Source organism: Psychroserpens ponticola (genome assembly GCF_023556315.2).
Classification (GTDB): Bacteria; Bacteroidota; Bacteroidia; order Flavobacteriales; family Flavobacteriaceae; genus Psychroserpens; species Psychroserpens ponticola.
On record NZ_CP116221.1, the window covers coordinates 2054476 to 2070758 of the forward strand.

The following is a 16283-nucleotide window of genomic DNA, read 5'->3' on the forward strand; positions in this document are numbered from 1 at the left end:
TATATGAAAGTATATCTAATTTCAATTTTAATCCTAATTACATCATGTAAGCAACAAATAGAATCTGATTGGGTTGATCGCTCTAAACATGAAAGTCTTTATGATATAAGTTATTCAGAAATGTTTGAAACATATAGTACTGAACCGAATCCTGAGGCTATTAAAAACACTGTTGACAATCTCGAACAAGCAAAGGTATATTTCGATAAAATTTTTAAGGAAAATCTAAACTTTGCAGTATTATTTGTGGACAATTCAAATTGGAATAAATATGCATTTTCCCCACCTCCTGGAATGCCTCAGGCTCATTATAATGGAAATATGATCTTAGGTTTGAGTCGCTCAGTAATGGCAACACGAGCAGAGCAAGGTCTTAAAAATGTTCCAGATTCTAAACTAGAAATACTAAAGCAACATTTTGGTGAAGAATTAAACTTAGACTTATTTTATAGAGATGCATTATCTCTGCATGAATTAGGACATTTGTATCAGTTTGTTAAAACAGGAAAAGGAACTCAAAGACATTGGTTAAATGAAATTTTCGGTAACTTATGCCAAGTTGCAGCTGCAAAAAACTTAGCAACACAAGATGTCTTTAATAGAATGGATTCTTTTCAATTATTTCTAATTAACTCTAACAAATGGGGAAGCTTGAATTACAAGACTCTAAAGCAATTTGAAGAAGATTACTTCGAAGTTCTTAAACACGGTCGAAACTATGGATGGTATCAAACTCAATTTTACATAAAAGCTAAAGAGCTATATTCAAAGTTTGGAAATGAATTTCTATATGAATTTCGAAATTTTCTGATTGACATTAATCCAGAAAAAATTGGAAAACTGAGCGAAAAAGAGCTGAAAGAACTAATGATAAATACTTTCGGAAACCAAGTAGTAGAAATTCTAGAATGGGAACACGTTAGCTAACAACGTGTATAACCAATTGCTCTGTTTCTGCATACTCGGAAATTCCTATCGGAATTCCCTATTGGTTCGGTTTCTTTTGTTAACTTAGTTCTCGCCAACGCAACTAGCCATACACAAACACGTTGGCAAACATAAATAAAAAACTAAATGAAAAAAATATTACTTACACTTGTAATTTTCCAATTAACCTTTTCAATTAAATCTTATAGCCAGGAATGGACTTGGAGTATAAAAGCAACAGGTGACGATCAGAGATATAATGCTTTAGATATGGACGTTGATATTGATGGAAATATGGTTGTTGCTGGATATTATCAAGAAAACTTTTCACTTGGTTCTTTTTCTTTGTACACAGAAGATGATTATTATGCTGATATTTATTTAGCACGCATTAACTCTGAAAAGGAAGTTGAATGGTTAATAAATATTGAGGCAGAAGACTCATACGGTGATGATATTTCAATAACAACGGACGATGACGACAATATTTATCTCACAGGTAATAAAGATGGAAAAATTTTTGTAACAAAATATAACTCGGAAGGTATTGAAATTTGGACTAACAACTTTGACAACCAATACTATGGTTATGGCAAATCTATAGCACTTGACCAATATGATAACGTGTACATATCTGGTGGAAGCGGATGGAACTTCTTTATGGCTAAGTTAGACTTTTTTGGAGAAACCATATGGGTGAAGGACTTATGGCACAATTCCTCAAATGCTTGTGATGTCACAGATATAGATGTTGATAAATTAGGTAACATATATTTCATAGGTGTTTTTGATATAGATGAATTAATCTTGGACAGTTTTACCTTGGAGCACAATGGAAGTTGGGGAGACGATACTTTTTGGGGAAAAATGGATACAGATGGAAACTTTATTTGGATAAAATCATCGGATGGCAGAACAAATAGTAACCCACAAATTGCATTAACTTCTAATAATTATTTATACTTAAGTGGTTCATTGTACAGTGGTATAACATTTGAAAGTGTATATATTGATGGTATTTGTTGTCAAAACCCAAAACCATATATAGTTAAATATGACACAACAGGTAATTTAATTTGGGCAAAAGAAGCTCACACAACTCTTGAAGAAAAAGGCGTTCCAGCCGATATAAAAGTAGATTATTCTGGAAATATGTATTTAACTGGATCATATTATTCTTCATCAACAAACACAAATTCTTATCTAGAAAAGTATGATGTTAATGGTCTTAATCAATGGAGGCAAGAATTTGTTATGTATACTGCTGATTATTCTGAAGCAATTGATATTGATAATAATGGGTTTTGTTATTATACTGGATATAACAATTCAATAAATTTTATTGATGAAACACAATCGGTTACTGAAAACACTTTTGGAATTGCTCAATTAAATACATTGAGCTCTACCTATAAAAAAACAGAAAGACCTAAAATAAATAGAAACTATCTACTCTGTGAGAATAATACACAAATCTCTTTAACGGCAACAGGTGATAATATAAAATGGTATTCAGATTCTGATATTACTAATGAAATTCATTTAGGAAATAATTATAACTTCCAAGTAACTGAGAATAACATTTTATACGTAACTCAAACTATTAATAATATAGAAAGTTGGCCTAAACAAATCATAATTGAAGTATCCGAACTACCAAATGCAGAGTTAACCTATGACAATCAAATACTAAGTGCTACTTACAATGAAAATTTTAATTACGAATGGTATTATCAAAGTACTATAATTTCAGGTGAAACAAATAATTCTATTATGGTAGAAGAAACTACCGAATTTACAGATTATAGTGTGATAATTAATCATGAAGATTGTTCAATAGAATTAAGTGCTCAAGTACTATCAATTACAGATACTGACTTTCAAAACCCTTTAAGTCTTAACATTTATCCAAACCCAACAAATAGTTTTATTTATATTAAAAACTCTAATATCAACGCATTTGATGTCAAGGAAATTAGGATATACAATACACTAGGTAAAACTGTTTACAGAAGAAAAGTCAATTTGAGTTCAAAAATAGGTGCAATTGATCTCTCGCAATTGGAAATAGGCATATATTTTATAAATATTAAACATGATGAAACTTCAAAAACATTTAGAGTAATTAAAAAATAATGCTTTTTTAAAATTAATCTTCTTTAAGAATTACGTTTGCCAACACCGTGTATAATTCATTGCTAGTACTCGCCTACTTACGAAAGTCCTTGCGGACTTTCTATCTGTGATTTATTTGCTAACTTTAGTGCTTAAATACGCAACGAAATCATACACAAAACCGTTACCAACAAGCTAAATTGACGACAGCGACAGAATGAATAAGCTATTTTTAATATTATTTTTTATTGTTCAATTTCTAAATAGTCAAAACCTTGTACCAAATGGTAGTTTTGAAAATTATTTTGAATGTCCTGAAATACAAGGAGACTTTAATGTTGATAATTGGTATAATGTTTTAAACCATTCTGGAACGGCTGACTTTTTCCATACTTGCTCAACTGGGAGTTATTCTATTCCAACCAGTTTCTTTGGAACACAAATCCCAAGAGATGGCAATGCTTTCACAGGTTTTGCCTGTTTTAACAATCTATCATTTGAGTTAAGAGAATATCTGCAAGTTGAATTAGTGAGTCCCTTAATAGCTAATAGGTTTTATGAAATTTCATTTTATGTTTCATTAGCAGACAATCGTAGTTTCGCATTAAATCATATTGGTGCTCTATTAACAAATTTTGCTGTTGAAGGTGATAATACTCTGAATCATTTGTCAGTTGAACCTCAGATTTTGAGTAATGATATTATATCTGACAAAGAAAATTGGACGAAAGTTTCTGGTATTATTGAATCTGACGGAGGAGAGTCTTTTTTAACAATTGGAGTATTTTCTTCTGATGAAGAAATATCTATAATGGAATTACCTGATGGTGAACCTTTATCGTATTATTTTTTAGATTCTGTATCAATTATTGAAACTGAAGAGAATAATTCTGAACAGAATTGTTTGACCATTTTAAATCCTGTGCAAGAATTTATTTATTTAAATAGCACAATTGATATTAATTCTTTAGATGCCATTCTTTACGATATTTCTGGAAAACGAATAAAGAAAAAAATTGTCGAAAATGAAATCTATGTTGGAGATTTATCAGATGGAGTATACATAATGCATTATAAGTGTGGAACAAAAACTGATTATAAAAAAATTATTAAGATTTAATCATTTTCATAACAAAGCCAGTTGGTAACAACGTGTATAATTAATTACTGCGGAATTTCCAATCGGAAATTCACAATAATTAATTAACTTAGCTGCTAATCGGAAAATGACTTACGTCCTTTTCCGTAACTAATCATACACAAAACCGTTACCCAACATTTGAAAAAAACAGAACTCGAAAATAAAATCCAAGATGCAACATCAAGTTTGATTGATATGGCAACTGATATTTGTTGGAATAAAATATCTAGAAATTGCGAGTTTATAATGTCGGAAATTGACGAAAGTATCGGAAAGAACTTTTTTGAAAGAGCTAAACTTCGGAAAAAGACTAATGAAAAGAAATCACCCAAATCATTAAACGAAATTGTGGCGGATTTAACTAAAATATTTGAAAATCTTTATGACTTAAATTTACATATCTATAAATCGTTACCGAATAAAACCATAATAGAAATCAGATATTTTCTTAAAACTTCTCATACAGTGGAATTTTATCCGACAATCGTAAATAACGAGCCAATGCTTCATTGTAAAGTAGCTCGTCCTTTTTACATAACAGAATTACCTAATTCAAACAAAACGGAACGGAAATTTGACGTTAATTGGGAATTAGGCGGAATTAGACACGAATGGAATAAATTTATTGGTAAATTAAAATATAGAATTTGGAAAATAAAGTATGACCGAAAAATAAAATTGAGGAATAAAAACGTTGGGTAACAACGTGTATAATCAATTGCTAGTTATAGCTTACTTACGAAAGTCCTCGCGGACTTTCTATCTGTGATTTATTTGCTAACTTTAGTGCTTAAACACGCAACGAAATCATACACAATCACGTTGTACTTCATTATCACTCACTCGAGTTAAATAATTGTTCTACCTTTCAAGAAACAACTAACCAATGATAAATTTTTTTAGAAAAATACGCTACGACCTTATGGAGAAAAAGAAAACTGGAAAGTATTTGAAATATGCTATTGGTGAAATCATACTTGTTGTTATAGGAATTTTAATTGCGTTATCAATTAATAATTGGAATGAGGGCAGAAAATCAGAAAACGATAAGCAAAAACTTATGCATGACTTGAAACAAGAATTTTCAACCAATAAAGAAGCTTTGGAGAATCACTTGATAGGATTAGAAAAAAATAATTCTCAGCTAAATAAAGTTATTAATTTTTCTGCAGGTGATTTAGAACTGACAACTGATAGTCTTAGGCTCTATTCTTCTACTCTGTATTATCCACACACGTTATCATTATTGAACTCGGTTCAAGAAGGAGCTATTTCTTCCGGAAAATTTGAAATATTAAGTGACAGCTTAAAACATAAGCTAAATTTGTTAAAAGACTACTCAAAATCTAGAGAGGATATAGATAAAAAACTGAAAGAAATTTCCATGAATAATAATAGTGAGGTTACTAATTTAATTCTAAATCTATCAGCTTTTCCAGATGTTCCAGACCACTTTTATGTACAACAACCAACATCAATGCACCCAGATTTTATTAGAAGTGATGATGAATTTGTTCGTTTAATAAAATCTTCTAAAACATATTCAAAATTATTTCAAATCTATTATTTCAACATTTCTGACCAAATATGGATTAAATATGGATTACTAAGACAAACTAATGAAACAATTAGTCTCATTGAAAAAGAATTGAATAAAAAATAACGAAAGCACAACAACGTGTATAACCAATTGCTTGGTTTGTGTTTACTCGGAAAATCCTATCGGATTTCCCTAATGGTTCGGTTTATTTTGCTAACTTAGTCCTTGCCAACGCAACAAGCCATACACAAAACCGTTAACAACAATAGTGCAAAAATTCAACAGCACTACTCTATTTGAACTATTGTTATTAATACAAAAATCTCAAATTTCTCATTTAAGATTTTCGCTTTATCCTTTTTTGGAGAACTAAACGCTTTTATGGTCTGGTTTTGTTTATTAAGTTATTGCAAAGAAATTCTCAAGAAAATTGATTACTTAAATGGCAAACAATTTATTTTTAGAATAATATGTTTTATCATTTAAAATTGTTTTTTCGCTTGTCAACCGAATTATCACTAGCGTTCTGTATCGTTCTTAAATCCAAAAAAGGTGTTCGTTAGTATTCCTGTGGTACAACCTAAATGCTATTATGGACTTTTCTCTTTTGCCAAATCAACGGTTTCTTGGGAGTATCAGCTAATGTTAGTTATAGCATTCTCTTTCGGTTGATGTGAAGTATATAGCTAGTTCTGTGATTTACCAATGACTTGTGCTGCACTACAGTTGCTAACAACGTGTATAATTAATTACTGCGGAATTTCCCAAACGGAAATTCACAATAATTAATTAACTTAGCTGCTAATCGAAAAATGACTTACGTCCTTTTCCGTAACTAATCATACACAAAACCGTTGTGGTTAATTTGAGAAATGAACTATAGAAAAACAAATTTATACGAAATACTAGAGCATCTTGAAAAAAGAAAAGCTATGTATTTAGGAAATGAATATACTTTTCATTCTCTGGACGCTTTTATAACAGGTTTCGGAATTGGTTGCGACAGAAATCAACTCGAGACCGAACAGTTTAACAATTTTTCTGATTTCAACATCTGGATTCTTGGACATTTACCTGAACATTTTGGACAAAGTGGTGGATGGCATTGGCAAATATCAAACAGGAATCCAAATGATGACGAAAATGCTTTTAAAGAGTTCTTTAAATTTTTAGAAATATTTAAAACTGCGAAGAAAAAGAAAGAAAAAATTGAAGTTGATAAGTTTGAATTCGACAAATCGGAATTTAATACTAAAACAAAAGTTGAAATTAATAAAAGAGTAATTGTTGACTCAGTTTACAAAGTAGCTATGGAACACTCAAAAACCATTTGGATTGAAGGTTACAGCAAAAACAAACTGACTTATGAGCGTTGGTGTTTAACCGAAAAAGAGTTTGATAAAATCATAAGTGATTTTGGAGATATTAAAATAACGGAATTAAAAAACTAACCACAACAACGTGTATAATTAATTGCTTTGTCACTGCCGACTTACGAACATTCCTGCGGAATATTCTATCTGTGATTTATTTGCTAAATTAGTTGCTTAACCACGCAACTAACCATACACAAAACCGTTGTGTACAACATTTTGACCCGTCCTGAATAAAGGCTACATAATTTTAACATTATGTACAAAAATGACAAAGTAATTAGACGTTACAGCGAACCTTTCAAATTAAAAATTTTAGCCGAACTTACAACCGGAAAACACACAAAGAGCGAACTTTGTAAACTCTATTCTATTGCACCAACAACGGTCAATGTGTGGATTAAAAAGTACAATCGTAAAGACTTAATGAACACCAGAGTAAAAGTGGAAACAAAAGACGAAATATCAAGAATTAAAGCACTGCAAAAAGAAATCGGACAGCTTAAAAAACTACTGCTTAAAAAGGATCTGGATGCTATGGTTTTGGATTCTTACCTGGAAGTAGCTGCAGAAGATCTAGGCTACAAATCTGTTACTGAACTAAAAAAAAAGTTAAGTATAAAGCCCTAATCATAGCTAAAGCCAACTCTAAGGGATTTGCTTCTCTAACTACTATAGCCCATTGTTTTGGACTTAAACGTGATGCGTATTACAAATACAAATCTAGGGCTGATATGCGTTTAAAACTGGAACAACAGATTATAAACATTGTTAGAAAAAGACGCAAATCCCTTCCTAGAGAAGGCGTGCGTAAGCTTACAAAATCTTTAGATGTAGATTTTACTAAAGCCAATATTAAAGTTGGTAGAGATACTTTATTTAATGTTCTTAGAAAATACGATATGCTGACCCTTAGAAAGAAAACCAGCGCAAGAACTACCGATTCTTATCATCGTTTTTATAAGTATAATAACATTATAAAAGACTTAGAAGTTACTAGAGCTAACCAAGTTTGGGTTAGTGACATAACTTATATTAGAACCGTAAAAGGCTTTTGTTATTTGGCTTTAATAACCGATATGCATTCTCGTAAAATCGTAGGTTATGACCTTAGTGACAGCTTGGAGCTCAAAGGATGCGTAAGAGCACTTAACAAGGCCATTTATAAGGCCAAAAACACCTGTACTGAGCGCAGTCGAAGTATTAATGGGCTTATTCATCATTCAGATAGAGGAATACAATATTGCAGTAATGTATACACACAAATATTAAAAAGAAAAAAGATAGATATTAGGATGACTGAAGAAAATCATTGTTACGAAAACGCAATGGCAGAACGTGTAAATGGCATCTTAAAAGATGAATTCTATCTCGACCAAACCTTTGATAACGTGGCTCACGCAAAGAGAGCTGCAAAAAATGCGATTAATTTATACAATGAAGTGAGATTACATTTATCTTTAGATTATAAAACACCAAATATGGTATATAAATTATCAGCTTAATTCAATTTTAACCTGTAGCCATATTTCAGGACTAGACATTTGTCCAAATAATGAAAATTCGATTTTTAACGACATTATTTTTAGTTTTTATAAGTTGCAAAAATGTGACTGTAAAGGAAACTGAAAAAGTTGAAATTAAAATTGACTCAACGGAATTGAAAATTGAGAAAGCCGAAAAACAATCCGAAAATTTAAAACTAAATTCTTTTCTGGAAAACCCAATTGACTTACAAGAGTTTAAGACAAAGAAAAACAGAAATGTTACGACAAGTGTAAATAATGGATTAGAATATCAATATCATCCAAAAATTAAAGATTCCATTTTTTATGGTTATAATTTTATAACAAATAATATTGGAGCAAAAGGAGCTAACGAAATAGTTGTTTTTAAATACGGAGAAAACAAACACAAATACGAAGACGAAACTGAAATCTTAATTGAATTAAGGATTTTTAATAAAGATTCGGATTTAGGAAAGGCAAATCTTATCGGAATTTCAAAAACGAAATTGGAATCGGAATTTGGAACTGATTATTTGGCTTTGGGAAATCGAATAGTTTACTCGAATAAAAACAAAGTTTTGATTTTGGAACTTAATAATACTAAAGTCAAATCTTTCAATTATATAAAGTTGAATACCGAGAATATCGACAGAGATTTAATAGAACAAATAATAGAATAAAAACGTTGTGAGTTGTTTAGAAAATTCAAAGGGAAATAAAACTTTAAGTATCTTACTATTAATGATATTATTTTACTCTTGTGGAATTAAAAAAGAGAAAATATATGGAACTTATAAGACACATAAAAAAAATGTCAGACAATTAACTTTGAATTTGAAATCTGACTATACTTATGACTTGTTACTTGAAGCAAGTATGACGTATGATTCTATTTATGGTAAATATTTGATTAAGGGAAATGAAATTATTTTATTAATTAATAGAAAAGAAGATATTTTGCATAAGGTTTTTAGTGACTCTGTTAAAGTAAGTTTACTAAACCAAAGAAAATTGCAAATATTAAAAGAAACCCTTAAAAAAGAATAAAAAACGCTGTACAACAACGTGTATAACCAATTGCTTGGTTATCGCATACTCGGAAATTCCTAGCGGAATTTCCTACTGGTTAGTTTCTTTTTGCTAACTTAGTCATAGCCAACGCAACTAGCCATACACAAAACCGTTAACAACAATAGTGCAAAAATTCAACAGCACCACTCTATTTGAACTATTGTTTTAAATACAAAAATCTCAAAATTTCTCATTTAAGATTTTCGTTTATCATTTTTTGGAGAACTAAACGCTTTTTGGTTTGTTTTTGTTTATTAAGTTATAGCTAGAAAACTCTCAAGATAATTTCTTACTTCAATGGTAAACAGTTTCTTTTTAAGATAATATGTTCGTTCATTTAAAATTGTTTTTTCGTAAGTCAGCCAAATTATCGCTAGCGTTCTGTATCGTTCTAAAATCCAAAAAAGGTGTTCGTTATTATTCCTGTGGTGCAACCTAAATGCTATTATGGACTTTTCTCTTTTTCCAAATCAACGGTTTCTTGGGAGTATCAGCTAATGTTAGTTATAGCATTCTCTTTCGGTTGCTGTGAAGTATATAGCTAGTTCTGTGATTCACCAATGACTTGTGCTGCTCTACAGTTGCTAACAACGTGTATAATTAATTACTGCGGAATTTCCAAACGGAAATTCACAATAATTAATTAACTTAGCTGCTAATCGGAAAATGACTTACGCCCTTTTCCGTAACTAATCATACACAAAATCGTTGTAAAACATTTGAAAATGACCAATTACTCATTAAATTTCATTTCTAAACTTGAAAATCTCAACTCTCTGAATTTACCGAGTGAGCTAGTTGACGGAACAACTTTAGAGAAATTTGGACGTAAGATTAAATTAATATGGCGTTTATATAAATTGAAAGATGAAAAAGTTTGGGAAAGAATCCAAGAAGATGAGCAGAACGGAATTATTTACTCGGAAATAAATACTGAAAACCTAAAAAGATTAACTGACTTCATAAATGTAGATTTTTTATCAAAATTATTGGAACAAGAAATTCATTTCAATTTAAAGAAGCTTGATATTGATTCAAAATACAATCTTACTTTTTCTTTGGAATCTGATAAAAACGTAGTTGGTGTACGCGAAATGAAATGGTCGAATGTAAATGTCATTGCATTTGAATATTTAAATAATGAATGGATTAATGATAGTGATAACTTTTGGAATTTAAAAAAATGGTCAGTAGTTGAAATTAAAGAAGGTTACTGCGAAATTAAAAACGTTGTACAACAACGTGTATAACCAATTGCTCTGTTTGTGCGTACTCGGAAATTCCTATCGGAATTTCCTATTGGTTCGGTTTCTTTTGTTAACTTAGTTCTCGCCAACGCAACAAGCCATACACAAACACGTTGTAACACATTAGAAGAAAATCTGCAAAACATATGAAACTGAAACCAACACGAAAAATAACCAAAATTCTTCTCGTCATTTTTTTAGGGAATATATTGGCTTGAGTAATAATAAAAACACTAAAGGAAAAGCTTAATTCTAGTACAACAGAAAATATTATGTTTCGAAATATTGAGTTTAAATCACAAGGAGCAATACTTAGAGGTAGATTATATCTACTCGAAAACAAATCGAAAAAAAGCCCTGTTGTTATAATGGCTCACGGATTTACAACTACCATAAATGGGATGACAGCAGATAAGTATGCCGAAAGATTTAGAGAAGAAGGATTTGCTGTAATATTATATGACCACCGAAATTTTGGTATTAGTGATGGAGAACCACGTCAAGAGATTAATTTTTGGATTCAATCTAGAGGTTATATTGATTGTATCGATTTTGTAACTACTCAACCAGAAATTGATACATCAAAAGTAGCTGTTTGGGGTGCTAGTTTAAGTGCTCGAGAAGCATTTCTTGTTGGTTCGGTAGATGAAAGAGTAAAAGCAATAATAAATCAAATTCCAGCCTATGGAGATGATTTCCCTACTGAGGACAAAGATAGTAAGCTATATTCGTTTGCTAAGGAGACTGTACTAACCGATAAAATATTAGATTTACCACATACGATTACTAGACAGATGCCAATCGTTTCATCAGACCAAATAGGTACTCCTTCTGCTCTTTCAGAAATAACCGCTTATCGTTGGTTTATTGAATATGGCGGACGCTATGGTACAAATTGGAAGAATATAGTTTCATTTTCTAACACAGAAATTCCAAGTAAATTTCACATCGGTCAATGTTCAGAACACTTAAAAGCACCAATTCTTATGGTTGTGGCAAATAACGATGAAATGGAAGGTTCGAGTAATGAAGTTACAAACAGAATATTTAAGATGATTAAAAAACCAAAAGAATTAATTGAAGTAGATGGTGGTCATTTTGGACTATTACATTATCCTAGTTCAATATTTGATAAGTCAAGTCAAGTACAAGTCGATTTTCTAAATAAGTATTTTAAATAAGGACAAAAACGTGTTACAACAACGTGTATAATTAATTGCTTTGGTCGTCGCTTATTTGGAAAATTCCTTCGGAATTTTCTCGCGTTCGTTTTTGTTTACTAAATTAGTTGCCGAAACACGCAACTAACCATACACAAGACCGTTGGCAAAAATTTTCCAATGAAAACGCTAATTACAAAATACAAGAAACGAATAGTTCAATTTTTAGTCTTTCTAATTATTGTTGCAACAAGTTATTATACTTTTAATAAACCTGTTAAATATAGCGCAACTTTTATAGGTTCTACAAATTTGGGTTTTGTAGATTATGAATACTTCAATCAACGTACTGAGGATAATATTGAATCATCATTAATGAATAAGAATAATCCTTATTTAGATGAAAATAAAATGATAATTCATTTACAATTTATCTCATATAGTAAAGACATAAAAAATTTAGAAATCAACATTCCAAATGCCAAAAACAAATTTGAAATTTGTTATGGAAAAAATATAAACTTAAATGATGCTTATAAAACTGAGTTCAATATCGTAAATTCTGGATATCATAATTTGAATTCTATAAATATTGGCAAGAATGAAAAAATTGATGTTTGGATTATAGCTAATCTTAAAAATCAAATAAGGACCGATGAGCTTTTTGATATTAGAAATTATTATTTCCTCGTTAATAATAAACAAGTCGTTGATATAAATCAAACTCTAACATATTTTGAAAAGATTGGCTCTTTTAGATATAAAGTAATAAATTATATTATTTATCATCCTATGTATCAAATCTTGATATGTTTAATTGTAATATACGCCTTATATATAATTATTTTCAAATTCAAATTTTCCGATATTGGATCAATTATTAAAAACAAAAAAAGTCATATTAATAAAATTGGGTCTTTAATAATCTTATACTTCACATTTTTTATAACTGTATATCAATTTTTTATTACTGATATTCCGAATGAACACGAGCTTGAAATATTTTCTGTAGAGCCATTATATATTCCTACAATTCCAACAATTGATTTTACTCCCGAAGATTACAGAATAGCATACTTGCAAGATAGCTTAACAGGAGAAATTGATTATGAAACCTCAATGGTTATTCCAACATCTCTAAAAATAGACACTATTTACAATGATTATTCATATATAAATAAATTTATCTTTGGATCTAAATCTAACTTTAGAGTTCCTGAACTTACTATTCTATCAGTATCTGGAGATAACACCTATTATTCAGGCTCAATAGGAGGCTTAAAAACCACAAAAAAAATTGCAGATACAATAGCTAGTTTAAAAGGATTTGAAGGGCAAAATAATTTTAAATTATTTTCAAAAAAACCAATATGTGATTGTGATTTAAGGTTTCACACTACCAATAGGGTTTATACTGTAACTCATAAATCTAAAGATATCGTTACTTTTAATTTTATTGATAGGTTTTTGACTGAATCTATTATTAATAATATTTGGATTCAACTATTTGTTATGTTTTTAATTTACTTCGGATTAATAAATATAATGATGAGTCTATGGAAAAAAATAAAAAACATTTGCCAACAACGTGTATAACTAACTGCTAGTGTTGTGTTTACTCGGAAAATCCTGCGGATTTTCCTAATGGTTCGGTTTATTTTGTTAACTTAGTTCTTGCTAACGCAACTAGCCATAACACAAACACGTTGGCAGTAATTAAAAAAAACTCAATATTTGATACTTTTAGCTATAATAATTTATGTGTTTTTCAATTTAGTACCTCGTTGGGTAATGAATGAAAAATTTAAATTATTAGAAAAAAACTTCAATTGGAAAGTTCCATTTCTAAAATTAAGTGGATTGCTCTTCTCCTTATTATTTGCTTTTGTTTTGACATATACAATTACAAAATCCACAAAAGATAAATTCATTGAAAACAAGAATGTCATTTATGGATACGAATTCAATAGTTCTATGGAAAAATATGGACTTCAAGATGGAATGAAAATAAAGTCTATAAATGGAAAAGAGATTGATAGAGTTTCTGATATTCTATCAACAATCATTTTCGAAAACGATTATATTGAAATGTCAGTAGAAAAAAACGGAATTGTGGATTTGGTTGTAATTAGTGAATTAGATATATTAGAATTAATGCAAAATCAAAAAGAAGATTTAATTGTTCCAATAATGTTTGATTCCAATGGAGAAAATGAAATTAAAGTAACTACAAGAAGTTATGGTTTTTCTGATGCTTTGAGTCGTTTAAAAAGTCTTTTGGATCAGGCTTATTATATAATAGATCCAAATCCATCTTATAAAGATGTTGGGAAATATAAAGCGATACCTAACGATTCAGATTTTCGCAGTCAACTAACTGTATTATCATTAAACTTAATATTTCTTGGAATCCTAAACTTGATACCACTACCTGGATTTAGTATAGGGAATTTTTTAATATCTGTAATTGAAACAATTAAGAAAAAATTATTTAACAATAAAAGAAAAAGAATTATTGGTTTTATATCAATTACTTTAATAGTTATAATTCTAGTAATTAAAATATATTTCTGAATAAAACTACAGCCAACAACGTGTATAATTAATTACTGCGGAATTTCCCAAACGGGAATTCACAATAATTAATTAACTTAGCTGCTAATCGGAAAATGACTTACGCCCTTTTCCGTAACTAATCATACACAAAACCGTTGTGTAGAATTTAAAGAAAAAAACATATTATGATAAAAATCAGAACTGCACTATTAATTTTTGGACTAATTTTTTTTAGTACCAATTCATTTTCGCAGGAAGTAATTCCCTATTTAAGTTATGACCTTAAAACAGAATACAATGCTAAAGTAGCTGCTAGTGATACTTCAGATGATGGAACTACTTTTGAAAAAATTGTTATCGACGGATTTGACTCAAGAGTCCCATTCTATGTTATAAGGCCTGGAATTAAAAAAACGAACAAATTTGTTATACTACTTCACGGCATAAATGGAAGTAAAGAAAATTGGGTTAATCCAACATCAAGCCTGTCTAAAAAATATGTGAAATTAAAAGATTCATTATTATCAATCGGATACAACGTTATAATACCTGATGCTAAATATCACGGAGAAAGAAGTTATGAAGCTGATTTTGTATCTCCAATTGCATTTTACTCAACACAAGATGTACTAAAAATACAAAGCCTTTGGTCAACTACTGTTAAAGATATCAGAGTAATAATTGACTATATGCAATCACTTCCGAATGAGAAACAGAATACTTTTGATGTAGTTGGGTACAGTATGGGTGCATTAATGGCTATTTATTTAAACTCGGTTGATGACAGATTGAATCGCATAGTTGCTTGTGTTGCACCTTTGGGTAGTGCTCTTAAGGCTAGTATGAGATTAGGACTCAATGAGGAGAACGCTAAAAAGGTGGAGAAAATCTTTTCAAGTGAATTATATGCACCAATACAAAAAGCACAAATTACTTTACTTATGGGAACAAAAGATGGTTGGTATACTGAAAAGGAGGCACAAGATTTTTATGATAATATCGAGATTAAAGCCAAAACATTGAAATTCTACGAATCAGGACATTATTTACCTGAAGAATTTATTTCAGATGTAATTAAATCATTAAATAAAGAGTAAAAAACTCTACACAACAACGTGTATAATTAATTACTGCGGAATTTCCAAAACGGAAATTCACAATAATTAATTAACTTAGCTGCTAATCGGAAAATGACTTACGCCCTTTTCCGTAACTAATCATACACAAACACGTTGGTAACAATAGCTCCGAAATTGTAACTCCAAGTGAAACAGAGTTACTATAATTACAACTTCGGAACTATTGCCACTCTTACTCTTAAAGTTGAAAACTTACTCAAAATCTAAAACTCATTGTGGCGAAAAAAAGCCTGGTTTTCTTTTCGCGATTTTTTTTTTTGAGGTTAAGGCACATTCACTAAAAAACTATTCTGAGAAAATTTTTATTTGAGTTTGAGAAAGCTTGCGGAAATAATCACTCAAACGTAAAAAGATGATCACTCAAATTCTTTATTTTTCGAGAGGAGCTTTAATCAAATTTGGTACAATTTTCTTTTATTAGAAAAATCTATCATACATGTATGAAAACTCACTCCTGCTCCAACACTCTAATCTGAATGTGATTACTCTAATGTGTCGCTACAGTT

The 16283-nt window shown here is 30.0% G+C and carries 15 protein-coding genes; all 15 read left to right on the forward strand.

Features of this window, described 5'->3' with window-relative positions:
- The first annotated feature begins 3 nt into the window (after nt 1-3).
- The 15 genes from MUN68_RS09275 (at nt 4) to MUN68_RS09345 (ending at nt 15735) form a co-directional block, all read left to right on the forward strand.
- Nucleotides 4-927, forward strand: a complete 924-nt coding sequence (locus MUN68_RS09275; protein WP_249997405.1) for a hypothetical protein — start codon at nt 4-6, stop codon at nt 925-927.
- 147 nt (nt 928-1074) lie between these two features.
- Nucleotides 1075-3063 carry a T9SS type A sorting domain-containing protein gene (locus MUN68_RS09280; protein ID WP_249997404.1) on the forward strand — a complete coding sequence of 663 codons (1989 nt, stop codon included), beginning with the start codon at nt 1075-1077 and terminating at the stop codon, nt 3061-3063.
- A 196-nt stretch (nt 3064-3259) separates the two neighbouring features.
- Nucleotides 3260-4162 (forward strand): T9SS type A sorting domain-containing protein, encoded by a 903-nt coding sequence (locus MUN68_RS09285; RefSeq protein WP_249997403.1) that lies wholly within the window; start codon nt 3260-3262, stop codon nt 4160-4162.
- 159 nt (nt 4163-4321) lie between these two features.
- Nucleotides 4322-4885, forward strand: coding sequence for a hypothetical protein (locus MUN68_RS09290; protein WP_249997402.1), 564 nt, complete (start codon nt 4322-4324; stop codon nt 4883-4885).
- 220 nt (nt 4886-5105) lie between these two features.
- A complete protein-coding gene (locus tag MUN68_RS09295) occupies nt 5106-5846 on the forward strand; it encodes a DUF6090 family protein (protein ID WP_249997401.1) in 741 nt (246 codons plus the stop codon).
- A 749-nt stretch (nt 5847-6595) separates the two neighbouring features.
- On the forward strand, nt 6596-7174 hold the full coding sequence (locus MUN68_RS09300; RefSeq protein ID WP_249997400.1) for a hypothetical protein: 579 nt from the start codon (nt 6596-6598) through the stop codon (nt 7172-7174).
- Nucleotides 7175-7354: 180 nt separating this feature from the next.
- Nucleotides 7355-7726 carry a transposase gene (locus tag MUN68_RS09305; protein WP_249997592.1) on the forward strand — a complete coding sequence of 124 codons (372 nt, stop codon included), beginning with the start codon at nt 7355-7357 and terminating at the stop codon, nt 7724-7726.
- Between the two features lie 44 nt (nt 7727-7770).
- The gene (locus MUN68_RS09310) at nt 7771-8601 is read left to right on the forward strand and encodes an IS3 family transposase (protein WP_249997595.1); all 831 of its coding nucleotides are present in this window, start codon (nt 7771-7773) and stop codon (nt 8599-8601) included.
- Between the two features lie 50 nt (nt 8602-8651).
- A complete protein-coding gene (locus MUN68_RS09315; RefSeq protein WP_249997297.1) occupies nt 8652-9284 on the forward strand; it encodes a hypothetical protein in 633 nt (210 codons plus the stop codon).
- A 7-nt stretch (nt 9285-9291) separates the two neighbouring features.
- Entirely contained in the window at nt 9292-9651 is a 360-nt protein-coding gene (locus tag MUN68_RS09320) for a hypothetical protein (protein WP_249997298.1), read from the forward strand.
- 749 nt (nt 9652-10400) lie between these two features.
- Nucleotides 10401-10925 carry a hypothetical protein gene (locus MUN68_RS09325; RefSeq protein WP_249997299.1) on the forward strand — a complete coding sequence of 175 codons (525 nt, stop codon included), beginning with the start codon at nt 10401-10403 and terminating at the stop codon, nt 10923-10925.
- Nucleotides 10926-11194: 269 nt separating this feature from the next.
- Entirely contained in the window at nt 11195-12103 is a 909-nt protein-coding gene (locus MUN68_RS09330) for an alpha/beta hydrolase (RefSeq protein ID WP_249997300.1), read from the forward strand.
- Between the two features lie 159 nt (nt 12104-12262).
- Nucleotides 12263-13678: a hypothetical protein gene (locus MUN68_RS09335; RefSeq protein ID WP_249997301.1), complete on the forward strand. Its 1416-nt coding sequence runs from the start codon at nt 12263-12265 to the stop codon at nt 13676-13678.
- Nucleotides 13679-13816: 138 nt separating this feature from the next.
- Nucleotides 13817-14656: a M50 family metallopeptidase gene (locus MUN68_RS09340; RefSeq protein ID WP_249997302.1), complete on the forward strand. Its 840-nt coding sequence runs from the start codon at nt 13817-13819 to the stop codon at nt 14654-14656.
- A 167-nt stretch (nt 14657-14823) separates the two neighbouring features.
- The gene (locus MUN68_RS09345; protein WP_249997303.1) at nt 14824-15735 is read left to right on the forward strand and encodes an alpha/beta hydrolase; all 912 of its coding nucleotides are present in this window, start codon (nt 14824-14826) and stop codon (nt 15733-15735) included.
- Nucleotides 15736-16283: the final 548 nt, after the last annotated feature.

Bases quoted from the DNA above. Each gene is read 5' to 3' on its own strand.
- MUN68_RS09275 (WP_249997405.1), top strand. From the start codon at position 4: ATGAAAGTATATCTAATTTCAATTTTAATCCTAATTACATCATGTAAG.
- MUN68_RS09280 (WP_249997404.1), top strand. From the start codon at position 1,075: ATGAAAAAAATATTACTTACACTTGTAATTTTCCAATTAACCTTTTCA.
- MUN68_RS09285 (WP_249997403.1), top strand. From the start codon at position 3,260: ATGAATAAGCTATTTTTAATATTATTTTTTATTGTTCAATTTCTAAAT.
- MUN68_RS09295 (WP_249997401.1), top strand. From the start codon at position 5,106: ATGGAGAAAAAGAAAACTGGAAAGTATTTGAAATATGCTATTGGTGAA.
- MUN68_RS09300 (WP_249997400.1), top strand. From the start codon at position 6,596: ATGAACTATAGAAAAACAAATTTATACGAAATACTAGAGCATCTTGAA.
- MUN68_RS09305 (WP_249997592.1), top strand. From the start codon at position 7,355: ATGTACAAAAATGACAAAGTAATTAGACGTTACAGCGAACCTTTCAAA.
- MUN68_RS09315 (WP_249997297.1), top strand. From the start codon at position 8,652: ATGAAAATTCGATTTTTAACGACATTATTTTTAGTTTTTATAAGTTGC.
- MUN68_RS09325 (WP_249997299.1), top strand. From the start codon at position 10,401: ATGACCAATTACTCATTAAATTTCATTTCTAAACTTGAAAATCTCAAC.
- MUN68_RS09330 (WP_249997300.1), top strand. From the start codon at position 11,195: ATGTTTCGAAATATTGAGTTTAAATCACAAGGAGCAATACTTAGAGGT.
- MUN68_RS09335 (WP_249997301.1), top strand. From the start codon at position 12,263: ATGAAAACGCTAATTACAAAATACAAGAAACGAATAGTTCAATTTTTA.
- MUN68_RS09345 (WP_249997303.1), top strand. From the start codon at position 14,824: ATGATAAAAATCAGAACTGCACTATTAATTTTTGGACTAATTTTTTTT.